Consider the following 26,060-nt stretch of genomic DNA (forward strand, 5'->3'; position numbering starts at 1 on the left):
CCATGACTACTACAGCCGCCGCCCCAGTGACCAACGAGCAAGCTCCTAAGACCCAAATAGAGATAATCAGGGCGCACCTAATGACAGGCGCGACTATCACTATTTGGGACTCTATCCGTCTTTACAGAATTACAAGTCTAGCCCCTCGCATATATGACTTACGAGCGGAAGGACTGATTATTCAAAGTGAAATGGTCAAGCATAACAATAAATGGTTCGCGGTCTATTGGCTCGATGAACCAACCTTAGTTAAAAGTGAGTTATCTAACAGCGAGGTGGCCGCATGAGCCAATCAAACGACATATTAGAGCCGCGCATAGTAGCAGTAGATAGTCATGAATTGTCATTAGTAGATGATTATATACAAAGCTACGCTGAGGACTGTGAAAGCCTAGCTTATGCGCTCAATATGATAGAAGTTAGCGACCCAGCCAGCAAAGGCGTGATAATAGCAGTAAGGGCGGCTTTGGTGAGTATTAATGAAAGCGCTATTGGTTTGAGCGAAAGCATCATGACCCAGCTGATCTTGATGCCTGAATTGGAGGTGAACCCCTATGAGCAGCAATAATCCTAAAGATAACCTACAGCCCCAGCATGAAGTACGAGCTGGCAAGCGCAGCCTACCATCAAAGCTACTAGAATTTATGGTATGGGTAGTCGTCATCGGCTTACTACTGTCACCAATGTTTTGTACCGTACAGTATAGCGAGGTGACCCATGAGCAGCGATAAATCACAAACTTTTATGGACGCGCAATTAGTTTTTGCCAAATCAAAACACGGTAAAGCTCAAAAGCGTAAAGACAGACGCGCTTATCACTACCCACACTATAAACAGGAAGCAAAGCGCATAACACATGGTGATGGGGGCAGCAATGACAACCGATAAAGATAACAAAGCCCATGCTATTAGCACAGGCTTGTCACAACATATCGCAGATTTTAGACTAGCTACATTTGCAGATGTTGCAGGTCATGACGCATTAGAAAGCTTACTAAGCAATGGAACGTTAAACTCAGTTATCTATCTAGATAGAGATATTACCATATTTACAGGAGCGCTTGCAGGAGAGAAGCAACTCGACACCGCTGGTACTATAGGACTGCTAAAAGTTAATAATCAAGCTGAGATTGTCACACTCGCCAGCACGCCACTTGACAATAATGGACGTATCTTTATATCTGATACTGATATACCGAGCGCCTTTGTCATTGGCTCAATGAGTCGTGATAGTAAGTGGATAATCATAGCTGATCTTACTGAGGCAGTGCGATGTTATAACGCTTATTGCAAGCAAGGCATTGATACAACGGTACTCACTTGCCTTGTACCGAGTTTGTTTAATCGGACGGTGAAGCACTTTGCAGAGGTGCAGCAAGTCACCATTATGACGACCTCACAGAATAAGGCCAAAGTCATAACACCACTCAAAGGCGTGAATGTTGAAGCGATTATCTGTGAACATACGCTCATTTATGACGCGCTTGAGCTTAACGCTGATTACAATAACTTGATCACTGATGCTGAGGTTATCGACTTACAGACATTAGGCAAACCAAAGCCCAAACCGATTAGCAAAACACTGCCACCAGTTAAGAGTGTAACTGATGGAATGTTACCCGACAGCTTACAGCGCTACGTGAATAACCATGCTGAGCGTTTAAGCACCCCAGCTGAATATATTGCCATACCTTTGATAACCGCGTTAGCAAGCGTTATTGGTACAAAGGTTAGTATCTACCCAAAAATGTACGACGACGACTGGGAAGTCGTACCAAACTTATGGGGAGCTATTATTGGCAACCCATCGACTAAAAAAAGTCCAGCACTTGATGCAGGTATGAAACCACTTAAAAGCCTAACGTGCAAAGCAAAAACTGAGTATCAGCAATCACAAAAAAACTTTGCAGCTCAAAAAGAGATCAACGAATTTAAGACCAAAGCGATAAAGAGTGAATTACAAAAACTCGCAAAAGAGCAAGCCCAGCAAGCTGATGATGCTGAGCATAAAATAACTGATGACGACCTCAAAGCAAAAGCGCAAACGATAGCCGAAATACAGAACGCTGATGCAAGTGAGCCGATTATGAAGCGCTACATAGCCAACGACAGCACTTATCAAAAGTTAGGTGAAACGCTCAGTCAAACACAAAACGGCTTGCTAGTAGAACGTGATGAGCTTACAGGGTTACTGGTATCGATAGACGGTGAAAGCAACGGAGAAGCTAGAGAGTTTTATCTATCTGCTTACAACGGTACTGGCAGTCATGTGATGGATAGGGTTATACGTGGCTCGATATTTATTGAGAATCATTGCTTGTCTGTTATTGGCGGCATACAGCCAAACAAGCTCGAGCGCTACTTAGAAAAAACGATTAAAGGGCTAGACAACGATGGACTGATACAACGGTTTCAGCTCGCCATTTATCCTGACCATACTAAAGGACTAAAAGAGCGCGATATAGCGCCAAACGCTGAAATAAGACAAATCGTTTATGACTTATTTGAAACCATCGACAATATGAGCTTAGGCGACTTCATCAAGTATGGTGCAAACCCGATTGATGACTACCACAAGCGACCTTACTATCGTTTCACTGATGACGCTTATAAAAAGTTTATGAGTTGGTACGATGAAAACAAAGCAAAAGCTGATGAGTGTGAGCATAGTGTGATGGCTGAGCATATGACTAAATATCCTAAAACCGTAGCATCATTAGCGCTTATATTTCATTTAGTCGATTGCATCGAACATGACGCGTCATTAGGCGCAGTCAGTATAACAGCGCTTAATGCAGCTCTAGCATGGCATGACATGTTAGAAACTCACATGATACGCATTTATAGCATAGTTACCGACAACGCCAATATCAAAGCGTCTTATCTAGCCGATAAAGTAATGAAAATGGTCAAAAAAGGAGCTGACAAAACCGACAAAACCGATTGGATCAGTCATGGCTTTGCGGCTAGGCAGCTGACCCGCAAAAGTTGGAAAGGGTTAACTGATACTGGTGACGTATTGAACGCGCTTGAAATATTAGTAGAAAATGACTGGTTAAGCTGTCAGGAGATACCAAGCACAGTGCAGGGAGGCAGGCCGACAAAGCGTTACTATATCAACTCAAGATTAAATGAGCTTTTATAGTTTCGTCAGTTATGTCAGTGCAATAGTTAGACGTTATTGAGATATAGCGTCTTTTTTATTGCCTATTAATTAGTTTTGTCAGTTTTGTCAGGCTTAGGTTAGAGCCAATATGGTTAATTCAACAGAATAGGCTGGCAGGTAAATAGGTACATAATATTAATTATTCATACTTCTACTATCCTTAGTAGATCCATCAAATATCTAGAGCCAAGGTCGATGGAAGCAAGCGAATTTGGAAGCAGGAAACACGTTTTTCAAAAAACTGCAATTACGCCGATCCCTTGATACGTAATAGATACAGCGGGATCGGCGAAGGGCTTTGGAAGCAAGAGGAAGCAGAAAAAAGGAGCTTATTTATCTAGATAAATGCTGCCCTTAAACCCTTACTTTTCCCTAAAGAACCTCACCTACGCATGCTTACCCAACTTCGTATCAAGCATCAAACGAATAAACTTCTTAAACTGATCAGGGTTAGACAGTAAGTGCATGGTCATACCTTCGTAGGCTTCTTGGCTCTCGAATAGCGCATCCATCGCCGCATCAGGATAACCGCCGAGCATAATCTGATCGGTACTGTTATTACTAAACTGCTTTACCACGATCTCATTTTCAGTCACTTTATCCCAAATGGTGTTTTGGAAGTTGATCATGTCTTTATCGGTAAAGTCCTCGCCTGCGAACACCTCATTTAATCGATTAATGATTTTTGATAACAGCTCTTCTTTCTGATCCTTTGGCTTTGCTGTACCGCCACCGCCGCCAGCTTCTAACTCACCACTACCCTCCTGTAGCTTTAGATCCTGCTGGTGCAGCTTTGAGACGCGGTAATGACTCATAGCGATGTTGGTTAGATCAATATCATCCTCATTGTCCACACTTTCGCGTAATAATGGCCGCAGGTTACGGGCGTATAAGCTCAGCTTTTCTAGCTCTTTATCGTCATAGTCCACGATTTGCGACATAAACTCATATTGACGGGTAAATGTACCTAAGTCCTTTTTAAAGATCTCTAGCGCATCTTGATCAGCCTTAAAACCTTTGTAGTCATTCTCGGCATTGGTCATCAGCACCACATCGCCTGTCGCTTTGGTACGCTCAAGCATTTCCTTAGCGTGCTGGGCTTGCTCGCGTGCTAGCTTATAGCGTTTCTGCCAACGCTCAACCGCTGGCTTACAGATGTTACTAATGGCAGCGTTAGACTTACTCTTACTATAAAAAGCTTCAACAAACTGCTCGACCTCATGCCATAAGAAGATACCGCTGGCGCGTAGTTTCTCATACAGGTCATACACCTGATCGGGGTCAGACACATTCACTAAAGTGGCGGTCTCATAATACGGCTGGAAGGCCTCCAAAATATCTTCAGGATCATTAAAGAAGTCGAGCACAAAGGTACCGCTCTCAGCTTTACCCTTATAGGTACGATTCAGCCGTGAGAGGGTCTGTACGCAGTCCACGCCTGTTAATTTCTTATCGACGTACATGGCGCATAGTTTCGGCTGATCAAAGCCTGTCTGAAACTTATTGGCCACCAGCATCACTTGATAGTCATCAGTATCAAAGGCTTTACGCATATCACGGCCTTTGAGACCGATATTCATATTATGCTCAGTGAACTTCTCGCCAAGTAGTGCACCGCTATCAGGGTCATTATCGTTAAAGGTGACTTCCCCTGAGAACGCGACCATGGCATTGATGCCGCGATAGCTGTGCTTAGCGATATAGTCATCAAACGCCAGCTTATAGCGTACCGCTTCTTTACGCGACCCTGTCACGACCATGGCTTTGGCTTGCCCGCCGAGTAAGCCTTTGATGTTGTCGTTAAAGTGCTCAATGATGATCTTAACTTTCTGCGCGATATTGTGCTCATGCAGTCGCACCCAATTATTCAGCTTAATTTTAGCGCGGCGAGCATCGACTTCATCGTCATCGCTAGCCAGCTTTTGAGTGAGCTGATACATCACTTTGTAGTTGGTGTAGTTCTTGAGCACATCTAAGATAAAGCCTTCTTCGATCGCTTGGCGCATAGAATAGACATGATAAGCAGCTGGTAGGTTATCGCTGGCGGCGGGCAAGTCAGGGTTAGGCAGACGGCCGAACAGCTCAATGGTTTTTGGCTTCGGCGTGGCGGTAAAGGCATAGTAGCTGAGATTAGGACTGCTACGGCGCGCGGCGAGCGTGGCGTCCAAAACATCTTCACTAGAGAGCGGCTTATCATCATTCGCGTTACTCTCTATATCACCAGAGATTAGCACTTCTTTAAGCTGGCGTGCGGTAGAGCCTGTCTGTGAGGAATGCGCTTCATCGGCAATAATGGCATAACGGCGCGACTTAAGCACACTAGAATCTTCGATAGCTTTGAGTACAAAGGGAAAGGTTTGGATAGTGACGATAATAATCGGCTGGGAGTTGACCAATGCTTCGGCAAGCTGCTCAGACTTTGAGCCGTCACCCTCTTTTCTATTGATCTTACCCACCACACCATCAGCATGTTCAAACTGATAAATGGTATCCTGCAACTGATCATCAAGTACGGTACGGTCAGTGATGACGATAACTGAGTCAAACTGCTTATCGCCGTCGCTGTTGTACAAGGTGGATAGCTGATGCGCTGTCCATGCGATAGAGTTAGACTTACCCGAACCCGCACTATGCTGAATGAGATACTTTTGACCTGCGCCCTCAGTAATGGCGGCATCGACCAGCTTGGTCACCACGTCCCACTGATGATAGCGCGGAAACATCATGGTCTCTTTTTTGGACTTGCGCCCGATCGCGTCTTCTTCCTCTTCGATCTGCAAGTGCATAAAGTGGCCGAGGATAGCGAGTAAGTTCTCTGGCGTGAGCACTTCATTCCATAGGTAATCGGTGGCATAACGACTGCTATCCGCTGGCACGTCATTACCCGCACCGCCATCACTAGTGCCTTTGTTAAAAGGTAAGAAGTAAGTGCTATCACCTGCCAGCTTCGTGGTCATATAGACTTCATATTGACTGACAGCGAAATGTACCAATGCGCCGCGCTTAAAGGTCAGCAGCGGCTCAGGTTTCTTAGTATCAGGGTCTTTTGGCAGGCGGGTGCGCTTATACTGAGTAATGGCATTTTGTACTGCTTGTTTAAACTCGGATTTTAGCTCCATCGTCGTCACGGGTAAGCCATTGACGAATAGCACGATATCGATACGGTTACGCTTAGCGACCTTTCCGTCAGTGCTATCCTTTACGCTGGCATGCGGGCTATATACCACTTCAGGGACAACACGGCAGATATTGGCCTCATAGCGTGCCATGGTCTCAGGGTTTAGGCTATGTTCAGGCTTAAACTGGCACAAACTAAACCGCGCGTTACGAATCTTTAAACCATGACGTAATACACCTAATGTGCCATAAGTGCGCGAGGCTCTATCGGTGGCGTTTGCGTCCGCCTTATTAAGCTGCTTTACCAAGGCGGCGATAAAGTGACGCTCAGAGTCGATAGGAAAGGTGCGACAAAACTTCTCCCACTCCTGCGGTTGGGTGGTCTGCACAAAGTCCAGCACGTCTTTCTCGTATAGTGCGGTCTCTGCCGTATAGCCGCTAGCATGACCGAGCTGCCAGCCGTGCGCTTGCATCTGAGTGACAATATCGGCTTGAAAGACAGTTTCGTAGGTGAAGTCGTGAGCGTTGGTCATGTTAAGTCCGTTTGGTTTTATTATTTTGCGTAAAAAAATTAGATCGAAAGCGCTATAAATTCTGAAATTGGATATGGGTTTTGTATAGTGATAGCGACTTCCTTATAAAATCGTTAGCAGCTTAAGTAGCGCACATCATATATTTCAACTCTCTTGTGACATGACTAAAGAAGCTATAACTTCATAATCCATCAAAAACAAAGCTTCATAAAGATCACAGCTCATAGGATCGTCACTCCCGCATGCTTTGTGAAACCATTTCATGGCTTGTTCGCGATCTTGATCAACACCATCACCGCCCATATAAAGCATCCCCATGTTACGCTTGGCATACCTGTTATTTTGAACCGCTGATTTTTGGATCAGCTCAAACGCTTTTTTGTAGTCCTGCGCTACGCCATTACCTTTTAAGTACCTCACACCTAGATTGTTTTGGCTAGTTGGATTGTTTTGATCGACTGACTTTTGTAATAATTCGAGCGCTTCAATATTGGCTTGGTCGACTGCGGTCTCGTTGTCATAATAATAGTCAAAGTTATTTTGAATAGTCGCTTTTGATTGGACTGCAGCTTTTTTATACCACTTGTGAGCCTTATCATAGTCCTGCTTGGTACCTCGACCATATTCGTGCATAGTCCCCAAGTAATATTGTGACATCAGATCGCCTTGGTTAGCAGCCTGCTCAAACCATCGGAACGCTTTAAAACTATCTTGGGCTACTCCTAGACCTGAATTATAGAAAATACCTAGATTCCATTGTGCTGTTGCATCCCCTTGGTCGGCAGCTTTATGAAACCATTCAGCAGCTTTGGCATAATCTTGAGGCACTTTTTCACCTGCGGCATACATCGCGCCTATCTCATATTGAGCGGCGATAGAGCCGTCATCGATTGGTGCCTGACTGGCAGCCGACTCACTTGCCTGCGCTAATTGCGAAAGTCCAAATACTGCGCTTATGAATATTAGGCTTGCAGAGATTAAGTTTAAGAGTTTTGCTTTAGAGGTAAAGCTTCGTATTGGGACAAATAGTTTCATAGATTTATTCTTTTTTTATGTTCAGGCGCAACCCAACCCCTCGCATCAATCCTACCCGTGACAGCAGCAGAGATTAAAGCGGTGCGGCGTTCTTGCATGAGTTCAATAATTTATTTAGAAAGCAATACTTTCTTTTTACGGCTTTTAGGTGCATATAACTCGTGCTACAACACTATTCATTCCCATCTAAATACGCTTTGAATGGCTGTAAAGCAGCTTCCATTCTCTGTACTTCTATTCTATGTGGTCCATACAGAGACACCGCATGCTGGTACATTTGAAAAGCATGTTCATAATGATCTTCTTGAATACAAGTAACTAACATCTCACTAATTGCTGTTATGACTTGTGCTATCACATTGGGTTCACTACTGGGATGATAGCGGCTAACTATTTTTCGAAGTATCTCAAATCGCTCAGCATTAAACCCTCCTTCTACCTTTAGAACTTCAGTTTTTAGCAGTAACATACTAGCTGTTATACATTCTGTCACGCTGTCAGTATAGGTTGTATATTCATCACTGATTGAATCTATAAGCTGAACGACTTTTTCATAATCTTTTAGGGCGTATAGCCCTCTTATTTTAGTCCAGTGAGCTTCTCTGCCATAGGCAGACCAAAGATCACTATCTACCCTCTCAGCAATTAGCCTAATGATGCTATCGGAGTTTGAAATCGCATCAAGATTTCTATCGAGATAAAGTAAGGTGGTACCTTTCGCTGTCAAAATAGCCTGCGCATGGAGACGAGTTGCTAATTTTTTGCTACTAGCATAGGTCGCGTATCCTTCATTACATAACTTTAGGGCAGCTTCATGGTCACCTTTTGCATTGAATTTATTAATTTTTTTTAATACCCTTAAGGCTTTTAAAGACTCAAGCATTACTTATACCTTCTTGCAAATCATTACAGTTAGTTTAGTGATTAAGTTCCTACTTCAATATCAGACGCCCGCCAGCCCCGCACATCAATCTTACCCGTGACGGCAGCCGACATTAAAGCGGTGCGGCATACTTGCACGAGTTGGGCGGTTTATTCGGCTTCATTAAAAAACGTAATCCAAGTTTTACGGCTCATCGCACATCTGCTTAAAGCTTTTACCAAATAATGTTTTATTCAGTTTTTGCTGATTTTTAAATACCACTTCAGAGTCAGCATGATAGACCTGCTCATTCACGCAGTTACCAAAGCCAAAAGTAACCAAATCAATTTTGGCATATTTAGCAGGGTTACTGGCTTTTTCGTCTAGATAACGTGACATGGCATAGCTATTTGATACTGCACGTTCTTCAACTATCTGCTTCCACTTAGTTTGTACTGCTGCTTCGTTTTGTAATAACGGCTTTATATATTGATGGCACATTTTCGGGCTTTGCTTAAGTGCATCGTTGGGGTTTAGATATCCTAAAATAGTTAGTTTATTCTGTTTATACTCTCCATCAATTGACTTCAGTAACTCTTGTTTATAGCCTTTTGCTTCAGGCACAACGTCAAGTCGTTCTACATTGCGCTTAACTTGCTTGTATTCTTCGGTTAGTATATCTAGGTCTTTCATCGACAATTTGTCTAACGCGTCAATACTCATAGGTGAAAAAAAGCTATCTAGATTTGATCTTGTTAAGCTCTCTAGCACAAAATATGAGTTTTCGATTTGCTTAGCGGTATATTTTTTACTATCAAAGTCACCCTGCATACTGCAAAAATCATCTTGCCATTTATAGGTCTGTGCTTGGGCGATGGTGGTCACGGCCATTGATGCCAATAGAGCTGCTACGGTAACTGCTTTCATCATATAACTCCTTTTATTGATTTTCTTGTTTATCAAACGCAATATGCGCTTAATCTCTATTTACAGCTACTCAGGCGCTCGCCAGCCCCGCACATCAATCTTACCCGTAACAGCAGCAGATATTAAAGCGGTGCGGCGTTCTTGCATCAGTTGGATGGCTTTAGTTGCTTTAGATTCCAGCTCTTCAAGTTTAGTGTTTTGATTGGCTATAAATTTGCATATTGCCATCTGTTCAATAACTGGGGGCACAGGCAATCTATAATCACTTAGAGATTCTCTATTTATCTTAGGCATTGCAACTCTGTCAGAATCTAAAATTGCTGCTTTTGTAAAGTTGTCAGACAACATGAAAAAGTATAAAAAACGATTATCTAATCCATTTACTGCATTTATCGGGTACATATCGGCACTACACAACGCGGTTTCTTCTTCGCAAATAGCTACCTTTGCTAATGCAGGTCGTATCTTGCTATAGATCACCTCTCCCTTATAACAAAGATACTTGCTACTATCTGCGCCTTGTTCTTCGGCTGTCTCTTTATAGACAATCTTACCTGTACCTTTTTCAATATGATTTGGTGCATATAAAACTAATTTTTTAAAATCAGGAGCTTTAGGGTCAACCAACCCGTTTCTTATTTGAGCACAATGACTGAATTTAGTTACTATCCAATGCTCAGGCACTTCCCCAAGCCACTCAACGCCCGAATCTTTCATCGGCGCATCAGGGTTTAAGCCTTTGGTCACGGCATGACTAATAACGGCTTGGCGCTTTTCTTTTAACAGTTGGATAAGGGTTTGCTGTTTTTCGATTAGGGTATCGATTTGGTTGGTTTCGTGGTCAAGAAATTGTAGTATTTTTTCTTGCTCATCTTTTGGAGCTAAAGGAATATACTCACCTTTGATATCATCCCAACCTATAGCAGCTCTATGAGCTAGTATTCCATTGCCAAATGTAGCTAGATGCTTCTGAAAAGCAGAGTTTTCAAATACACGTAAACCATACCTGTTAAGTAAATTCTTCTTTGGCTCTAAGATTATATAAACGGAGCTGCACACACCATTGTAGGGGGACATACCGTAAGAACCAATTGAATAGTTCATGCTATTAATAACTAACTGACCCTTTTTCACGATCTTACATTTAGAAAGATCCTCAGGCTTCTTATTACCGATATCTCCCTTATCTTCGTAACGAATAACACCAACGTTAGCCATTAAAGAAAGATAATTCTGTATTTTTCCACCTTCGTTTTTTTCGACAATATGATCTACCACAGCCCGACAAGGGATAAGTTGCCAGTGACTTGGGTACTTCTCAATCCAATCTATATCTGTATCTGTATAGCTTGAGTATCTAGGCAATTTGTTTATCATGAATGCACCTCACTCAATAACTGCATAATCTCGCTACTAACTGCATCCAAGTCCGCATCAATCTCAGCTAGCGGGCGCGGTGGCTCATACACATAGAAGTGACGGTTAAACGGTATCTCAAAGCCCACGATGCCAATCTCTTCATCGATAGCATCTGTCTTATCAGGATTTATCCACGCATCAGGCACATGCGACTGTACCTCACGTGCAAAGTAACTCTCAATCAGCTCAGTAGTCGTCACTTCAGGATTAAGTGGTACGTTTTCATAATCACGTAGATCGCTATCTGTTTGGAACTCGACTATTTTGGCTGACTTGTTCGAATTGGCGGGTTTATAGCTAAATGCACCATAGAGCGGACTTTCAGCCTTGACCGCTTTTTTGATGACGGGTTCTGCCTCAGGGTTTTTCCATGTGATAGCATCCATCAGCTGTTTCTTTTCTTTAGCGTCCAAATTCACATCAGCGTCTTTTAATGCTTGCTTAAACACTTTTTCAAACTCATTAAAATCATCGAACTGGTTTTCACCAATAGCTGCTTGCAAGGCTTTGGCTTTATTCATGATCTCAAGCTGATCTTGCCAGAGCTTGGCATCAAGCACGTCTTTGATTTGCTTTTCTTTTAGCTCAGAGAAGTCCGCCTTAATCATCGCACGCGCCTCAGTCGTGACCGCTGATAAGTCGCCGTAGCTTTTATCACTACCATTACTGTCGCTGTCAGTCGTCCAATGACCACCAAATGCCTCATATAACGCTGGCATGACCATATCGAACGGTTTTGGTGCATAGCGTAAGCTCTCGATAGCGTCATCAGACAGCTGGGCAGACAGACGTAGCGGCCGCTCAATGGTGATACGGCGATAGCCAAACTCATGAGTGGCAAATATCTTACTGGCAAAGGTCTTAGCAGGTTCCGCTTTAGGATTGGCAGACTGGCGGCCACGGTTCGACTTCACCTCTTCAGGCTTATCTAGCACACGCGCATCGACCACTTCAAAGTCACCAAAGCTTTTGATAATGGTTTTGATATCGTCATCAGACATCTCATTACGCTTTGAGCCAAGTGATTTACGCATCTTGCTGTATAGGTTACTGCCGTCGATCAATTGCACCTTGCCACGGCGCGCGGCTGCTTTTTTATTGCTTAATACCCAGACATAGGTCGCGATACCCGTGTTATAGAACATATCGGTAGGCAGAGCGATGATGGCTTCTAATAAATCAGCCTCAAGGATATAACGACGGATCTCACTCTCGCCACTTCCTGCACCGCCTGTAAACAATGGCGAGCCATTTAAGATGATACCGATACGGCTGCCCTGATTGCTATTGGCTGTCGATTGCTCATCACTCTGCTCGTTACTAACGATCGGACGCATCTTGCTTAATAAGTGCATCAGGAACAATAGCGAACCATCAGACACCCGCGGCAAGCCCGCGCCAAAGCGACCGTCAAAACCTTTTTGCTCGTGCTCGTCCTTAATCTCACCTGATATCTTTTTCCAGTCCACCCCAAACGGCGGATTCGACAGCATATAATCAAACTGCTCACCTGCCAGCTGATCACTGGATAAGGTATTGCCCAGCTTAATGTTATTCACCTCTTGCCCTTTGATCAGCATATCAGCTTTACAGATGGCATAAGACTCAGGGTTTAGCTCTTGTCCATAGGTACGCATGACCGCGTCAGGGTTTAGCTCTAGCACGTATTCCATACCTGATGACAGGAAGCCGCCCGTCCCTGCTGTCGGGTCATATATGGTGCGAATGATACCGTCTTTGGTCAGCGCGTCATCATCTTCCATAAATACCAGTGAGGTTGTCAGACGAACGATATCACGCGGGGTAAAATGCTCCCCTGCGGTCTCGTTAGAACTTTCAGCAAAGCGGCGAATCAGCTCTTCAAACACAAAGCCCATTTCATGGTTAGAGATCGCCTCAGGGCTAAGATCCGTAGTGGCAAACATCCGCACCACTTTATATAGCAGGTTGGCATCAGCCAATTGACCGACAAACTCTTCAAATTTAAAGTGCTCAAATATCTCACGCGCATCTTTAGAGAAGGATTGCACGTAAGTGTTTAGGTTATCCTTAATATCGCTTTGACCCATCTTGCTTAAGTCCATCGGCGAGGTATTGTAGAACGGTCGCTTGCTGGCACGTATCAAGAACTTCTCTTGCGCCTCCTCTGGCAGACCCATATCAGCGATACGCTGGTTTTCTGCAACGACAGCGGCTTTGGTCTCTTCTAGTACGCACTCTAGGCGGCGTAGTAGTGTAAATGGCAGGATGATGCGGCCATACTGTGATTGCTTGAAATCACCACGTAATAGGTCAGCGACAGACCAGATGAAAGCCGCTGTTTGAGAGAAGTTTTTGGTCATGGGTTCGTCTTATTGTTTGTTGAGCAGGGATATAAGATGTAGGTCGTGTGTCAGTGATGAGGCGATACCCATCCTAGACAAAATATAACCATCATAAGGGTATTCGACATTACTCGGCAAGTCTGAATGTGCATTATAGGGATGAAAGAATGAGTTTAATGGTATAAAACTCACTAATAAAAACCCGCTTCATAGCGGGTTGGATGATGGAGTAAGCTGGGTTCTAGGTTGTTTAAAAGTTTTTATGAGGCGGCTAATATGCGGTAGTATTTATTGAGTTGCTGCGTGGTAATAGCATCAATTTCTTCTTGATAGCTTTTATAAGCACCTAATTCGTATTCCACCAAGTCAACATCAATGCCTAGCATGTGCAACTTCTTAATGTCTCTAAATCTGTTGTATTCAGTCTCAACGTGGCGCATAGCATGATCTTTAATATAATCTGTATATCCATTGAATACTGGGTAGCCGTTTAAGTCTAACAGCTTGTTCAATTGTTCATGCAAGTCTTTCATTGTTAAATTCTTGCCCATGAGCGCTGATGATTCAGCGAACAGCAAAAACTGCTCTGACAACAAGTACATGCGATAAAGCTCATTCTCTGTTAGATAGTTTTTGCCTGTTTGGGCTTCTTGCTTGCTGGGCCATAAATCCTTAAAACTGACCAAGCCCATGTTATCTTCTTTATAGCTTGCACGATCCATGATTAACTTAGATGAGGTCATTTTAGTAATAGCATGATGAAACTTGTCTTGGAGCAGAGAATAAAAGGTGCGGACTTCTTGTGAGCTTGGCTCATAATCTGACGCTGATATTTTGAAACATTCACGAACTTGGGCGAATACGTTTTTCTCGTCAGCACGAAGCTCTCGAATTTTTGCAGCAAGCTCATTTAGCTTCTCTGGGTCACCACGTAAAAGTGCTTCATTTACAACATAGCCATCTTGAATGTAAGTATGTAGAACTTGGGTAGCCCACTTACGGAACTGTGTTGCTTTTTTCGAGTTGACACGGTAGCCAACAGCGATGATGGCATCAAGATTGTAATGCTTAGTAATATAATTTTTCCCATCTAAAGCAGTTACCGAGTATTCCTCGGTAACTGCTTTTTGGTCAAGCTCATTATCTTTAAATATATTCTTAAGATGTAAAGCTATATTATCTGTAGAGCAGTCAAATAGCATTGCCATCCCTTTCTGTGTGATCCAAATAGTATCGTCTATGAATGATAGATCTACGCTTTCATCTTCAGAGATTTGATAAGGTAATAAATTAGACATGAAAAGCCTCAAGTTATAATTACAGTAAAATGTACTATAAGTATGAGGTAATTAATTATTAAATACAAAAAATATTTTTTATATTGACTTAAGCTATCCTATAGGATAATATCCTATTTAATGATACTAATAAAAATACGTTTAATGCAGTACCAAATAGTTAGTACATCAAGGAGCACACAATGGCAACAGTTACTGATTTCGGTAAAAAACTTAGAAAACTTCGTATTGATCACGAGGTTATGTTGAAAACAATGGCAGATTCTATCGGTGTATCTTCTCCTTATTTATCTGCTATAGAAACAGGCAGAAAACCAGTCAATGCACACTTACTTAACGGCATTATTGACACTTTACAGCTTTCAGAGCAAGAAGGTACAGAGCTTACAAAGCTTGCTAGTAAATTAGAGCCAGACGTAGTTATTAAAGGGAGTGATATTTATGAAACTGAGTTGGCGTTAATGTTCGCAAGACGAATGGATAATAAAAGTTTTGATTTGAAAAAGCTTGAAGATTTTTTGAACAGTTAGCAGACTATTAGAGGATTTAATATGTTGGATTTCATACAAAAGCATAATACGGGTATTAAGGTTAAGCCTCGAAGTAAAGGTTCAATTGCAGGGCTAGCTGGGGCATTTAGGAGAAAAGTATGCAAAACAGGAGCTGCTGATTGTGTTGATATTTTAAAAGCACTCGAGCTAGACCTACCGAGATTAACTGAGAAAGAATTTGAGTTCTTCCCTTTAGGCAGAAATATCATGGGCGATACAGAAGCAGCAATGGCACCAGATAGTATGAAAATGTTTATAAGACAAGATGTGTATGATGCTCTACATGAAGGAGATTTTAGAGCGAGATTTACTATTGCCCATGAATTTGGGCATTTTATGTTGCATGAAGGTGTTGCTTTAGCCAGAAGTAATGCGAAGGGACACAAGATATATGAAGATTCAGAGTGGCAAGCTAACTGTTTTGCTGCAGAGCTACTCGCCCCAGTAAGTCAATGCAAAGGATTAACGGAAGATGAAATTATGCAAAAATTTCAAGTTAGTCGTCAATGCGCAAGTTTTAGACTTAAAGAAGCGAGTAAGAACTAATTTAAATTACACTTAAATCAGTTTTGCACTGAGTGACCAAGACGGTGCAGAAGCCTTGATTACTGCTTAGATATAACCTGAGAAATTATATTTTATCAGTTATTAAGGCCTTAAACAATCCTTGGTCGTAAATTGCCAAGAGGATTATCTAATGGCCAAACGTAAAATAAACAGTAAACCTGCCCCTAAGGGTATGAGGTGGGTGTGTTGTCGCTTCCGTAAAGTACGCGGTAATTCAGGCAAACAGCTAGATGCTCACGAGTATGGTTATGAAGCATGGTGTTTTTTAGTACCTAGCAGCGGACCATAACGCTAATAGCACAATTTTTTTATTAATTTAAAATAAGAGTCTCCGTAAGGAGGCTTTTCTATTTAATCATCCTCAAACCTATCTCACCAGCTCATCACATACCCTCAACCCAACCTCTACAGCTTCGCTCAAATCAGCGCCTTCCTTGATACTGTACGGCACATTCGGTTTCATACCATCACGCTTCAGAGCATCGGCAGCGGCTTTATTAAGCGGTGTACCGATAGAGGACTCGTCAATATAGCCTGCAGGCTCAAAATACACTTCAATACCAAAATCAGGGTAATAGACACACGATATCTCGCCTGATGTGGTGAAAGGGTAAGGATTATCATGATCAGCACCCCAGAAAACCTCGTGCACCACAGTATGACCCGAGACAAACTTGTCACTATTGTCTTGGGCGGGAGTGCAAGCGACTATAAATACTGCAGCGGCACCAATTAACCACCTGGACAAATTGTTTCGCATGGTACGCCGTCCCTGACTCGATTTAATCTAGTACTATCACACTTGAGCGCTTATTTCGCTTTTTCACAATTAACCACCTTGCTAAGATCCATCGGCGAGATATTGCAAAAGGATCGCTTGCTGGCACTTATAAAGAATTTCTCTTGCGCTTCCTCAGGCAAACCTATCTCAGCGATAAGTTGGCTCTCAGCAACGACGCTTGCTTTGGTCTCTTCTACTAGTACACACTCTAAGCGGCACAATAGATTGTATGTCAGCGATGAGGTAATACCTCATCCTAGACAAAATATGACCATCATAAGGGTATTCGACATTACTCGGCAAGTCTGAATGTGAGATTTGTTATATAACTGGAGAAACCAGACTAGTAATTGGCCTTTATCCTACCAATTTGATAAAGTCTATTTAAGGAGCCTTGGTATTGGCTAGATACGGAGAACGCATTAAACATTTCGTTTGTGTTAGTATCCCCTAGAGCTGCCAAGGCTTCTTTTTTTATATTCAAGATATTTAAAAATTCGTATGCTTTAGTTAGCGATAGAAAAATGTTGTTAAATTTGTTGTTAAATATATTCCAATAATATCTTTAAGCTACTCGTAAAAAGACTTGCAGCGATATGATTGACTCCCGCCGAGCGCACCAATCACTATATTTCATCCTTCCTTAGCATTACCTCATACTTCTAAAGTCCTTTAATCTCAACACTTCAAATCTTTTGATATTATTTATCATGACCTAGTAGCTTTTATCAAGTGTTGTTAAATGTACTCGCAGCCTCTCGCTTGTTATTCGTCACGTAACTATTTAAGCCGCCTCTGTTAAACGGTCAACTTGTTAAACGGCCAGCTCTAAAAAACTTTCTTTTAAAATACCTACTTGCTCTTTATCCACTGATACAAGCGCCGCCTACTCTGCCTCTTGCAAATGAGTAGCAAGCTGGGCGCGGCTGGGCACGCGGTGATAATTGATCACAGGAATATCGCCCAAACGGCGCTGACCGGCTGCCAGTGTTTTATCAATGGTAATCATCGCCACTTTTTTATTGTGTTTACGGATGAGCAAATGCTTGGCTTTACGCGTGACTTGATAATCAGGAAAAAACTGCTTAAACAGCACTGAGGTTTTTTGTAGCGCGTCATTAGAAGGCAGCTGGTTTGATTGCTTACCACTGCGCCCTGCGTCCGTCTTTGCGCCACGTGATTTTGCCAATAACCACAAGGCGGCAATCACAGTGAAGAGTATGACAAGCCACCACATTCCGTCTATCATAAGAAAACATATCCATCATTAATAAGGGTTGGCTCATGTTAGCAGAATTAACACCCGCACTCATAGCAGAAGTAGAGCGTGCAGCACAACTGTTGAAATCGAAATCACGTATTTGCATTTTGACTGGGGCTGGTATTTCTGCAGAAAGCGGCATCCCAACGTTTCGAGATAAGCAAACAGGGTTATGGGAAAACTACGGTGTCGAAGACTTGGCCACTCCTGAAGCATTCACTCGTGATCCAAAGCTAGTATGGTCATGGTATCAGTGGCGCAGGCAGTTGGTGGCTGATAAAGCGCCAAACCCTGCGCATCATGCATTGGCTCAGTGGCAGTATCACGCGCAAACCTCCGATCAAACAGTGACACTCATCACCCAAAATGTCGATGACTTGCATGAACAAGCGGGTAGCTCGGTGACTCACCTACATGGACATCTGTGGCGCAACCGTTGTGGTCAGTGTAATGCGCCCTATCAGGAGCAATCAAGCGCCCCATCCGACCATCAAGACATTATGCAAAACACTATGAGCGTTAATACGCGTCTCGATATGAGCTTTGACAACACCTTGCTCACCTGTCCGCATTGCGGTGGTTATATCAGACCAGATATTGTTTGGTTTGGCGAAGCGCTACCTGTACAGGCGTGGCAGACTGCCGAAGAAGCTGCGGCTAATTGCGAGGTGTTTATCAGTATCGGTACCTCAAGCCTCGTCTATCCTGCTGCGGGATTGGCACAGTTAGCCAAACAAAACGGCGCGCAAGTTATTGAGATAAACCCCAATCCCACGCCAAACACCATCGTCGATATCACGTTTGCAGAAAAAGCAGGCGTGATACTGCCGCCGCTGATAGAAGCGATTACTGATTTATAAGTGCGGCCAATGATATGGTCGAGTCCAAATAAATCGGATACGTCGCTATCAAGTCGCGCAATGAAAAGGGGGAGCGCATTATATAAAGCGCTCCCCCTTTTTTGACATCGTGAGCCGTGCTTATTGCAGCGCAAGATCCACTCGTGCCAAATACGCTTGTTTTAGATCATCGTCTATAAATGACGCTCTAAAGGAGTTTTTTACCAAAGTGACGATATCGTCTTCTGTCAGCGGCAAGTTTTCTACCAGATTGATAAAGTTTTGATTGATATAACCTTTAAAATACGCAGGGTCGTCAGAGTTAACGCTGACATTTAGCCCATAGTCTAACAGCGTTTTTATATTATGGTTTTGATAGCTCTCAAACACCTTAAGCTCGATATTGGAATTCGGGCAAACGGTCAGCGGCATTTGCTCCTCTTTTAGGCGCTGCATCAGTGCCTCGCTATGTATCGCCTGCACGCCGTGATCGATCCTGTCACTGCGTAAAACGTCTAACGCCTCATAAATATAAGAAAAATCTGCCTCTTCGCCAGCATGGGCGACCACTTTGAAGCCAGCGGCTTTGGCCTGTCTAAATACTTCTGTAAACTTAGACGGCGGGTTGCCCAGCTCGGATGAGTCAAGGCCCACTCCGACGATATCATCTTTGAATGCCATGGCAGCCTCTAAAGTTTCAAATGCTGCATCTTGCGACAAATGCCGTAAAAAACACATGATGATACAAGAGCTGATACCGTACTCAGCCTTGGCATCTGCCAGCGCTGATTTGATACCATTAATAATGGTTGCAAACTCAACACCTCTTTCGGTATGGGTCTGCGGGTCAAAAAATATCTCGGTATGAATGACGTTGTCTTCGACGCACTTTAGGATATAGGCCCACGTCAAATCATAAAAATCCTGCTGGGTGATAAGGACGTTGGCACCAGCATAATAGATATCTAAAAAGGTTTGTAGGTTGGTAAAGTTATAGGCGCGGCGGACGTCGTCTATGTCTTTATAAGGTATTTGGATGTCGTTTTTTTGCGCCAATCGAAACATCAACTCAGGCTCGAGCGAGCCTTCGATGTGCAAATGTAGCTCAGCTTTTGGCAGTTTTTTTATTAATTCAATCATAATATCTCAGTAAGGGCGGTTTGTCTTAGGACAGACGATATTATATTTGAATTGACGCAAAAACCCTATAGACAAAACCCTACAGGTGAATAAGTGAGCAGCACAGCGCTTTAAGAATTTAACAAAAGCCTGCTAAGTGAAAGCTCCTAAGTGAAAACATTTAGTAAAAATGCTTAGTAAAAGCATTGAGCAGGCTTTCTTTAAACACCAGCAAGTAAAGACTAGCAAGCTTACTTCAAATACACCACTGTATCAGACAGCTCGTTGCCCGCAGGGTCATGCTCGAGATGATAATACTGCCGCAGCACTTGCCCCACTTCATCTAATAGCTCAAGCAAGCTTTCTTCTGTTTTTTGGTTAGCAATACCAGCAACAGCTTTGTCACACATGGCGCGCCACACTGTCGGGCTGACATGGGCGCTGATGCCGCGATCTGCCACAATCTCTAAACTGTGCTCACAGATATTGACATAGACCAGCACGCCTGTGTTTTCTTCAGTATCCCAAACACGGTACTCACTAAACAAATCAATGGCGCGCTCACGGCAGCCCATATGATAAGCCTGCTGAATAGGAAGGTGGTTTTCGATAATCAAAAACACCTCGCCGCGATGACCACGCTCCGCGCTGGTTACTTTTGCTGTCAAGCGCGCTTTGGCAGCCGCTGTCAGCCATTTGCTGTGCATCAAAGGCACAAACAAGACTTGGCGCCACCAGCGGGCAAAGCTGGGATGTGCAGTATTGTTTTCTGCCATTATATTACTTCCTCAAATACGTCGTTGCTCACGATTGTTTTTTCATTGTATCAGGCTACCAAGAGCCACCGGCACCACCGCCGCCAAAGCCACCACCGCCGCCGCCGAAGCCGCCGCCACCAAAACCACCACCACCGAAGCTGCCGCCACTACCGCCGCCCATGCCCGGTAAGAAAATCATGCCACCGCCGCCGCCGCGGCCACCACCGCCGCCTGAGCCACGTGAGATAAGGAACATCCACAAAAATATCGCCATAATGACGGTCATAAAAAATCCGCCACCCAGCGCCAGTGAACCTGCAAAAAAGCCGCCAGCTGTCAGGATAGAGCCAAACACACGGCCAAATATGTTGGTGATAAAACCACCGAAAATCATCGCCATGATAAACAAAAAGATCGGCGATGGTACCTCGTCATCTCCCTGCTGCGCACTACGCTCTGCCGCTTGGGCATCGGCACGCGCCAACACCTCAGGATCAGCGCTCAGGCGTGTCTTTAGCGCGTCTACCCCTGCCAATATACCAGCACCATAATTGTTTTGTTTAAACAAAGGGGTGATGTCTTCTCGAATGATGCGATTGACCGCAGCATCAGGCAACACGCCCTCAAGCCCATAACCGGTCAAAACATACATATTACGGTCATTGACCGCGACAACCATCAGCAGACCATCATCGATATCTTGGTCGCCCAGCTGCCATTTTTCTGCCACTTGTAACGCATAGTCAAATATCGGCAGCCCGTTGGTCGTCGGTACAATCACAACCGCCGCCTGCGCCAAACCTTGCTGATAGATGCTCTTAAGCTGCGCCTCTAAGCGCTGTTTTTCTTGCGGATTTAAGATATTGGCTTGATCCACCACAGGCGAATTTAGGATCAGTTTGTCAGCATCGACGCTTTTGGCGCTTGATTGTATCGGCGCAGCAGTCGTTTGCGCTGCATTAGAATTGATGGCGTCATTGCTATCTTGATTGTCATTGCTAAGAATGGTTTCGTTGATCGCCTCATTCCCCAATACTGCCTCATTAATGGCTTCATTGGATTCGTCTGCTTTGGCAATTGCCACCAATTCTTCGACACTGCGGCTCTGCACGTTTGAGCCATTATCTACAGCGACCGCATTATCAGCAGCGTCGTTGGGCGCGGCGTGCAGCATCGGTGCACCGCCCAGACTCAGTGTAAATAGTAATACTGATAAGATTGCTTTTGAATGATTCATCTAATCTATACCACCTTAAGTGACCGCTGTACTTATTATAAAATTATAAAACACTAAAATTTAAGCTCATAAAAGTCTGGGTCATAAACACCAGTGCCACAACCCCTAAAACAAATAAAGCGGCCAACACCGCTTTATTTTATGGCGACTTAGAAGCTACTCAGCGCTCGTGTTCGCCGAGTCACCAAAATCGACGCTTGGCGCAGTCGAAATGGCCTCTTCGTCGGTCACGCTAAAGTTTGGCTTAGTATCCATTCCAAATACTTTGGCAGTGATATTGGTCGGGAACTGACGCACGGTGGTGTTATAGCCCTGCACTTCTTGGATATAACGGTTGCGCGCGACGGCGATACGGTTTTCTGTGCCTTCTAGCTGCGCTTGTAAATCTTGAAACAACGCATCTGACTTGAGCTCAGGATAGCGCTCAGACACTGCCATCAAACGCGACAGCGCCCCTGTCATCTGCTCTTGAGCGGCGGCGTAACGCTCCATCGCTTCTGGGTCGTTTAGCACCTCTGGCGTGACGGTAATGCTGCCAGCACGCGCACGCGCTTCGGCCACTTGAGTAAACACCTCTTGCTCTTGCTCAGCATACTGCTGTACCACCTTGACCAAGTTTGGCACCAAATCTGCGCGGCGCTGATACTGGTTGACCACCTCTGACCACGATGCGGTCACCTGCTCATCTTGCGCTTGCAAATTATTATAGCCGCAGCCGCTGAGGCCGGCACTAGACGTCGCAAGTACCGCTGCTATCAGCATGGGTTTTACCATAGATTTACGTGTCATCATTTCTCTCCTAATAATAAATATATCGCAACTTATGTATAATCTTTTTGTCGGTCGTGCTGATATACGCCGACCTTGTTTGTCACTTGCCTCTGCCCATAACCTGAATTGGTTTATAACTTATGCTTATATAGGTAGGCCTTATAATTTAATAGACGGACTCCATAGTCAAAAACCCAAACAGTCACAAGCGCAAGCCGCTTATTTATCTTTCTCTTTTTGCATTTTTTGCGCGACCTGTTTACGTCGATTTCGCGTCTGTTTTTATCATTATAGCTTATACGATATGGTAGTAATAATGGCGCTATCGTAGTGCTTTTACAATTCATCGTTACCAAAACACAACCGCGATGTCGCCGGTCAGCAGACGCCTGTATCGTTTTTTAACAAAAAGCTTCTGCCAGGACAGGCATAAACATAGGTCTGTTTCCTTGCCACCCTTGAGAAAACAGCCTTCTTAAATATGAATATATACGCTTATATATAAAGAAAATTCTAGTAATTAATAGAAAAATATGGCAAATTGCAGTTACGTAGCCGTACGGTTTGAATACATTTGGTAGTGGACATATGGTTTAATTAGTATTAGCAGCCCATCGATAGCTTGATGAAAACGTTGACAAACTGCGTAATACTTACTAAACAGATTTGTTTGTTATTGATCCAATACCCTGTCATCGCACCGTGCTGCTCATAGCAAGCCCTGCTATCAGTTTGATGGCTATTTAATTATATAACCGCCTGTTTTGTTTGTGGGTCTACTTATAACGTATCTGAGCGCTTGGTCATTTATACCGTGCCTTATGCTCAGACAGCAATAAATCGTAGCCGTGACTGATATGATACAGATAGCGGCGAGCAGTAGAATGCTTTGCTGATCAGCCCTACGGACAAATACAGACAACTACAGTCCATTCTTAGTGGTGACACAACGTATGAGACTGCGCTAGCACAGGTAAGTCGATGCTGATAATTTAACTGCTTAACTTGAATAAGTAAGTTAACCAGTTAGTTTACGCCTAGCATACAGCGCCACTTTGAGACAGTACTAGGAATACATAATATGGAAGGTTTAGTCAGTTTAGCAAATGGAATTATTTGGAGCCCAGCGCTGGTCTATTTATGCTTGGGCGCAGGTCTATTTTATTCCATTATGACGCGCTTTGTGCAAGTTCGTCTATTTGGGGAGATGCTCCGACTGTTGTTTAAAGGCAAGCCAGACAATGATGGTATCTCATCATTCCAGGCACTTGCCGTCTCGCTCGCAGGCCGCGTCGGTATGGGTAACATCGCGGGGGTTGCAGCCGCGATCGGCTTTGGTGGCCCAGGTGCAGTATTTTGGATGTGGATCGTGGCGTTCTTGGGCGCATCTACCGCGTATGTCGAATCGACTTTGGGTCAAATCTATAAAGAGCGCGACGTCGTTACTGGCGAATATCGCGGTGGCCCTGCATATTACTTCGAGCGTGCCCTTGGCCAAAAATGGTATGGTATCTTATTCGCCATAGCCTCTATCGTCGCTTGTGGTGTGTTCTTACCTGGCGTACAGGCAAACGGCGTCATCAACGCTGTCGCGCAGGTCGCAGGTGAAGGCTCGGCGATGACCCTAGCTGGCATAGAGACGGGTACCACACGTCTGATCGCTCTTGCTATCATTTTGGTGGTTTTAGGCTTTATCATCTTTGGTGGTATCAAGCGTATCGCAACCTTTACTGAGTATGCGGTACCATTTATGGCGCTAGGCTACATTATCCTAGCTCTACTTATCATGTTTACCAATTTCAGCATGATCCCGCAAGTATTTGGCGCAATCATTGGGGATGCCTTTACTGCTCAAGCAGGCTTTGGTGCTGCCATTGGTTGGGGCGTAAAACGTGGTATTTACTCAAACGAAGCAGGTCAAGGTACAGGTCCTCACGCCGCCTCTGCCGCTGCGGTCGATCACCCAGCTCAGCAAGGTTTGGTACAAGCGTTTTCAGTCTATGTAGATACCTTGCTTGTTTGTTCTGCCACTGCTTTTATGATCTTATCAACTGGCATGTACAACATCCAAGGCGAGCTGGCTGAAGGACAGTTTATCGTCCAAAACGTCGCCGCTGATGTTGAGATCAACTCTCCATCATTCACCCAAATGGCGATGGAGTCTGTCTACGGCAACTTTGGTGACACCTTTATTGCTGTCGCGGTATTCTTCTTTGCCTTCACCACTATCTTGGCGTACTACTATATCGCGGAAGTCAATATCTCATACCTGACCCGCTCAATGGGTAAAGGCGCGAGTAAGACAGGTCAGTTTATCGTGAAGCTCGTTATCATGTTTATGGTAGCTTACGGCGCGCTCAACAGCTCAGGCTACATCTGGGGTCTCGGCGATGTTGGCGTTGGTCTTATGGCATGGCTCAACATCGTTGGTATCATCGTCATCTTCTTTGTGGCACGTCCTGCTATCGATATTTTGCGAGATTATGAAGCCCAGCTCAAAGCAGGCGGCGGTACTACTTCTAACAGGTTTACCTTTGATCCTAAGAAATTTGGCATCAAAAACGCTACCTACTGGGAGGAGCGTCATCTAAAAGAGCAACAAAGAGTGAATGCGGACCCATTACATAAAGAGCCTAAATAATCGCTCGATTGTATTGAGTCTTAACAATAAAAAAACCCGAGACCAGTGTCTCGGGTTTTTTTAGCCGTTATTTGGCTGCATTATCTTTAATACTTATCCATAAAAATGCTCTAGGCTAAAAGAGCTAACAGCTACTTAAAAAGCCGCCGTTAATACTCTTAAAAATGACATAACGCTGCGATTACTTGGGCAATAAAACGGTATCAATCACATGTACGACCCCATTAGTCGCCATCATATCCGTGCCGACGATATTGGCCGTATTGCCATTTTCATCAGTGATAACATTGGCATCACTGATAGAAATCGTCGCACCATTGGCGGTTTCAATGTCTGTACCATACGGAATATCAGCGGCTTTTACGACCGTTGGAACCACATGGTATGGCAGTACACTTTTGAGTGTTTCTTGATCCGCCAGTAGCTCTTCTTTTGTGATGCCTAGCTTGGTCAGCAACGCTCCAAACGCCTCATCTGTCGGTGCAAATACGGTGTACTTATCCTCAGCCATTAGCATGGAGTCGAGCCCAGCCGCTTGCAGCGCTGCGGTCAAAACTGTCAGGTTTTCATTGCTGGCAGCCATCTCTCCGATGGTTTGCGTCGCGGCAGTCTCACCCATAGCGTCCGTTTCGGCCATCGGCTCAGTATTAGCCATTGGCTCTGTCATCTCTACAGGCTCGCTCATGGTTTCTGTTGTTTCTGTGGTGGTGTCAGGCTCGACCACCGGCTCGGTCACAGTTTCAGTATCATTACAAGCAGCCAGTGATACTGCGGCGGTAACGACAGCGATAGATAATAGATTCCTTTTTAACATGATGCTTCCTTTATTTAACGGATAGAATTTTGGTTGTTTG

23 protein-coding genes are annotated in these 26,060 nt (G+C 44.1%); 9 read left to right on the forward strand and 14 right to left on the reverse strand.

Annotation, left to right across the window (positions count from 1 at the left end; genetic code table 11):
• Positions 1–2 precede the first annotated feature (2 nt).
• Genes AADH33_RS10350 through AADH33_RS10370 form a run of 5 tightly spaced genes read left to right on the forward strand, consistent with a single transcriptional unit; the run spans position 3 to position 3,145 of the window.
• Positions 3–287: a helix-turn-helix domain-containing protein gene (locus tag AADH33_RS10350; RefSeq protein WP_299040039.1), complete on the forward strand. Its 285-nt coding sequence runs from the start codon at positions 3–5 to the stop codon at positions 285–287.
• Complete coding sequence (locus AADH33_RS10355; protein ID WP_274631568.1) at positions 284–568, forward strand: hypothetical protein; 285 nt, start codon at positions 284–286, stop codon at positions 566–568. The genes AADH33_RS10350 and AADH33_RS10355 overlap by 4 nt, the downstream gene beginning before the upstream one ends.
• Positions 555–731, forward strand: a complete 177-nt coding sequence (locus AADH33_RS10360; protein WP_274631569.1) for a hypothetical protein — start codon at positions 555–557, stop codon at positions 729–731. The genes AADH33_RS10355 and AADH33_RS10360 overlap by 14 nt, the downstream gene beginning before the upstream one ends.
• Positions 718–888: a hypothetical protein gene (locus tag AADH33_RS10365; RefSeq protein WP_274631570.1), complete on the forward strand. Its 171-nt coding sequence runs from the start codon at positions 718–720 to the stop codon at positions 886–888. The genes AADH33_RS10360 and AADH33_RS10365 overlap by 14 nt, the downstream gene beginning before the upstream one ends.
• Entirely contained in the window at positions 875–3,145 is a 2,271-nt protein-coding gene (locus AADH33_RS10370) for a YfjI family protein (RefSeq protein ID WP_348548820.1), read from the forward strand. The genes AADH33_RS10365 and AADH33_RS10370 overlap by 14 nt, the downstream gene beginning before the upstream one ends.
• Positions 3,146–3,552: 407 nt before the next feature.
• On the opposite strand, the gene AADH33_RS10375 is transcribed toward AADH33_RS10370, so the two are convergent.
• From AADH33_RS10375 to rhuM, 7 genes are all read right to left on the reverse strand, one after another.
• Positions 3,553–6,816: a type I restriction endonuclease subunit R gene (locus tag AADH33_RS10375; protein ID WP_348548821.1), complete on the reverse strand. Its 3,264-nt coding sequence runs from the start codon at positions 6,814–6,816 to the stop codon at positions 3,553–3,555.
• Between the two features lie 144 nt (positions 6,817–6,960).
• On the reverse strand, positions 6,961–7,851 hold the full coding sequence (locus AADH33_RS10380) for a tetratricopeptide repeat protein (RefSeq protein WP_201611068.1): 891 nt from the start codon (positions 7,849–7,851) through the stop codon (positions 6,961–6,963).
• Positions 7,852–8,023: 172 nt separating this feature from the next.
• Entirely contained in the window at positions 8,024–8,734 is a 711-nt protein-coding gene (locus AADH33_RS10385; protein WP_348548822.1) for a hypothetical protein, read from the reverse strand.
• Positions 8,735–8,917: 183 nt separating this feature from the next.
• The gene (locus AADH33_RS10390) at positions 8,918–9,643 is read right to left on the reverse strand and encodes a hypothetical protein (RefSeq protein WP_348548823.1); all 726 of its coding nucleotides are present in this window, start codon (positions 9,641–9,643) and stop codon (positions 8,918–8,920) included.
• A gap of 63 nt (positions 9,644–9,706) precedes the next feature.
• Positions 9,707–11,017 carry a restriction endonuclease subunit S gene (locus AADH33_RS10395; protein WP_348548824.1) on the reverse strand — a complete coding sequence of 437 codons (1,311 nt, stop codon included), beginning with the start codon at positions 11,015–11,017 and terminating at the stop codon, positions 9,707–9,709.
• A complete protein-coding gene (locus AADH33_RS10400; protein ID WP_348548825.1) occupies positions 11,014–13,401 on the reverse strand; it encodes a type I restriction-modification system subunit M in 2,388 nt (795 codons plus the stop codon). Before AADH33_RS10400 ends, AADH33_RS10395 begins: the two co-directional genes overlap by 4 nt.
• A 242-nt stretch (positions 13,402–13,643) precedes the next feature.
• Complete coding sequence (rhuM, locus tag AADH33_RS10405; protein WP_348548826.1) at positions 13,644–14,681, reverse strand: RhuM family protein; 1,038 nt, start codon at positions 14,679–14,681, stop codon at positions 13,644–13,646.
• A 182-nt stretch (positions 14,682–14,863) separates the two neighbouring features.
• On the opposite strand from rhuM, the gene AADH33_RS10410 reads away from it, so the two are divergent.
• On the forward strand, positions 14,864–15,211 hold the full coding sequence (locus tag AADH33_RS10410; protein ID WP_348548827.1) for a helix-turn-helix domain-containing protein: 348 nt from the start codon (positions 14,864–14,866) through the stop codon (positions 15,209–15,211).
• 21 nt (positions 15,212–15,232) lie between these two features.
• The gene (locus AADH33_RS10415) at positions 15,233–15,778 is read left to right on the forward strand and encodes an ImmA/IrrE family metallo-endopeptidase (protein WP_348548828.1); all 546 of its coding nucleotides are present in this window, start codon (positions 15,233–15,235) and stop codon (positions 15,776–15,778) included.
• A gap of 388 nt (positions 15,779–16,166) precedes the next feature.
• Here AADH33_RS10415 and AADH33_RS10420 read toward each other — a convergent pair whose 3' ends face one another.
• Both AADH33_RS10420 and AADH33_RS10425 read right to left on the reverse strand, forming a co-directional pair.
• On the reverse strand, positions 16,167–16,559 hold the full coding sequence (locus AADH33_RS10420; protein ID WP_348548829.1) for a hypothetical protein: 393 nt from the start codon (positions 16,557–16,559) through the stop codon (positions 16,167–16,169).
• A 907-nt stretch (positions 16,560–17,466) separates the two neighbouring features.
• Entirely contained in the window at positions 17,467–17,829 is a 363-nt protein-coding gene (locus AADH33_RS10425) for a hypothetical protein (protein ID WP_075102249.1), read from the reverse strand.
• Positions 17,830–17,864: 35 nt separating this feature from the next.
• Between AADH33_RS10425 and AADH33_RS10430 the strand changes: the two genes are divergently transcribed.
• Positions 17,865–18,701 carry an SIR2 family NAD-dependent protein deacylase gene (locus AADH33_RS10430; protein WP_075102248.1) on the forward strand — a complete coding sequence of 279 codons (837 nt, stop codon included), beginning with the start codon at positions 17,865–17,867 and terminating at the stop codon, positions 18,699–18,701.
• A gap of 120 nt (positions 18,702–18,821) precedes the next feature.
• Here AADH33_RS10430 and AADH33_RS10435 read toward each other — a convergent pair whose 3' ends face one another.
• The 4 genes from AADH33_RS10435 to AADH33_RS10450 all read right to left on the reverse strand — a co-directional run bounded on the left by AADH33_RS10435 (position 18,822) and on the right by AADH33_RS10450 (position 22,583).
• Positions 18,822–19,820 carry an adenosine deaminase gene (locus AADH33_RS10435; RefSeq protein WP_075102247.1) on the reverse strand — a complete coding sequence of 333 codons (999 nt, stop codon included), beginning with the start codon at positions 19,818–19,820 and terminating at the stop codon, positions 18,822–18,824.
• Between the two features lie 230 nt (positions 19,821–20,050).
• The gene (locus AADH33_RS10440; protein WP_075102557.1) at positions 20,051–20,575 is read right to left on the reverse strand and encodes a TPM domain-containing protein; all 525 of its coding nucleotides are present in this window, start codon (positions 20,573–20,575) and stop codon (positions 20,051–20,053) included.
• Between the two features lie 55 nt (positions 20,576–20,630).
• The gene (locus AADH33_RS10445) at positions 20,631–21,794 is read right to left on the reverse strand and encodes a TPM domain-containing protein (RefSeq protein WP_075102558.1); all 1,164 of its coding nucleotides are present in this window, start codon (positions 21,792–21,794) and stop codon (positions 20,631–20,633) included.
• 156 nt (positions 21,795–21,950) lie between these two features.
• A complete protein-coding gene (locus AADH33_RS10450) occupies positions 21,951–22,583 on the reverse strand; it encodes a LemA family protein (protein WP_075102559.1) in 633 nt (210 codons plus the stop codon).
• A gap of 1,063 nt (positions 22,584–23,646) precedes the next feature.
• On the opposite strand from AADH33_RS10450, the gene AADH33_RS10455 reads away from it, so the two are divergent.
• On the forward strand, positions 23,647–25,206 hold the full coding sequence (locus AADH33_RS10455; protein ID WP_075102560.1) for an alanine/glycine:cation symporter family protein: 1,560 nt from the start codon (positions 23,647–23,649) through the stop codon (positions 25,204–25,206).
• Positions 25,207–25,387: 181 nt separating this feature from the next.
• Here AADH33_RS10455 and AADH33_RS10460 read toward each other — a convergent pair whose 3' ends face one another.
• On the reverse strand, positions 25,388–26,020 hold the full coding sequence (locus AADH33_RS10460; protein WP_075102585.1) for a fasciclin domain-containing protein: 633 nt from the start codon (positions 26,018–26,020) through the stop codon (positions 25,388–25,390).
• Between the last annotated feature and the right edge of the window lie 40 nt (positions 26,021–26,060).

The sequence above is a fragment of the Psychrobacter sp. KFRI-CH2-11 genome (assembly GCF_038239325.1).
GTDB lineage: Bacteria > Pseudomonadota > Gammaproteobacteria > Pseudomonadales > Moraxellaceae > Psychrobacter > Psychrobacter celer.

What these genes read in the sequence shown, in the direction of transcription:
- AADH33_RS10350 (WP_299040039.1), top strand. Translation starts at nt 3, where the DNA reads ATGACTACTACAGCCGCCGCCCCAGTGACCAACGAGCAAGCTCCTAAG.
- AADH33_RS10355 (WP_274631568.1), top strand. Translation starts at nt 284, where the DNA reads ATGAGCCAATCAAACGACATATTAGAGCCGCGCATAGTAGCAGTAGAT.
- AADH33_RS10360 (WP_274631569.1), top strand. Translation starts at nt 555, where the DNA reads ATGAGCAGCAATAATCCTAAAGATAACCTACAGCCCCAGCATGAAGTA.
- AADH33_RS10365 (WP_274631570.1), top strand. Translation starts at nt 718, where the DNA reads ATGAGCAGCGATAAATCACAAACTTTTATGGACGCGCAATTAGTTTTT.
- AADH33_RS10370 (WP_348548820.1), top strand. Translation starts at nt 875, where the DNA reads ATGACAACCGATAAAGATAACAAAGCCCATGCTATTAGCACAGGCTTG.
- AADH33_RS10375 (WP_348548821.1), bottom strand. Translation starts at nt 6,816, where the DNA reads ATGACCAACGCTCACGACTTCACCTACGAAACTGTCTTTCAAGCCGAT.
- AADH33_RS10380 (WP_201611068.1), bottom strand. Translation starts at nt 7,851, where the DNA reads ATGAAACTATTTGTCCCAATACGAAGCTTTACCTCTAAAGCAAAACTC.
- AADH33_RS10385 (WP_348548822.1), bottom strand. Translation starts at nt 8,734, where the DNA reads ATGCTTGAGTCTTTAAAAGCCTTAAGGGTATTAAAAAAAATTAATAAA.
- AADH33_RS10390 (WP_348548823.1), bottom strand. Translation starts at nt 9,643, where the DNA reads ATGATGAAAGCAGTTACCGTAGCAGCTCTATTGGCATCAATGGCCGTG.
- AADH33_RS10395 (WP_348548824.1), bottom strand. Translation starts at nt 11,017, where the DNA reads ATGATAAACAAATTGCCTAGATACTCAAGCTATACAGATACAGATATA.
- AADH33_RS10400 (WP_348548825.1), bottom strand. Translation starts at nt 13,401, where the DNA reads ATGACCAAAAACTTCTCTCAAACAGCGGCTTTCATCTGGTCTGTCGCT.
- rhuM (WP_348548826.1), bottom strand. Translation starts at nt 14,681, where the DNA reads ATGTCTAATTTATTACCTTATCAAATCTCTGAAGATGAAAGCGTAGAT.
- AADH33_RS10410 (WP_348548827.1), top strand. Translation starts at nt 14,864, where the DNA reads ATGGCAACAGTTACTGATTTCGGTAAAAAACTTAGAAAACTTCGTATT.
- AADH33_RS10415 (WP_348548828.1), top strand. Translation starts at nt 15,233, where the DNA reads ATGTTGGATTTCATACAAAAGCATAATACGGGTATTAAGGTTAAGCCT.
- AADH33_RS10420 (WP_348548829.1), bottom strand. Translation starts at nt 16,559, where the DNA reads ATGCGAAACAATTTGTCCAGGTGGTTAATTGGTGCCGCTGCAGTATTT.
- AADH33_RS10425 (WP_075102249.1), bottom strand. Translation starts at nt 17,829, where the DNA reads ATGATAGACGGAATGTGGTGGCTTGTCATACTCTTCACTGTGATTGCC.
- AADH33_RS10430 (WP_075102248.1), top strand. Translation starts at nt 17,865, where the DNA reads ATGTTAGCAGAATTAACACCCGCACTCATAGCAGAAGTAGAGCGTGCA.
- AADH33_RS10435 (WP_075102247.1), bottom strand. Translation starts at nt 19,820, where the DNA reads ATGATTGAATTAATAAAAAAACTGCCAAAAGCTGAGCTACATTTGCAC.
- AADH33_RS10440 (WP_075102557.1), bottom strand. Translation starts at nt 20,575, where the DNA reads ATGGCAGAAAACAATACTGCACATCCCAGCTTTGCCCGCTGGTGGCGC.
- AADH33_RS10445 (WP_075102558.1), bottom strand. Translation starts at nt 21,794, where the DNA reads ATGAATCATTCAAAAGCAATCTTATCAGTATTACTATTTACACTGAGT.
- AADH33_RS10450 (WP_075102559.1), bottom strand. Translation starts at nt 22,583, where the DNA reads ATGACACGTAAATCTATGGTAAAACCCATGCTGATAGCAGCGGTACTT.
- AADH33_RS10455 (WP_075102560.1), top strand. Translation starts at nt 23,647, where the DNA reads ATGGAAGGTTTAGTCAGTTTAGCAAATGGAATTATTTGGAGCCCAGCG.
- AADH33_RS10460 (WP_075102585.1), bottom strand. Translation starts at nt 26,020, where the DNA reads ATGTTAAAAAGGAATCTATTATCTATCGCTGTCGTTACCGCCGCAGTA.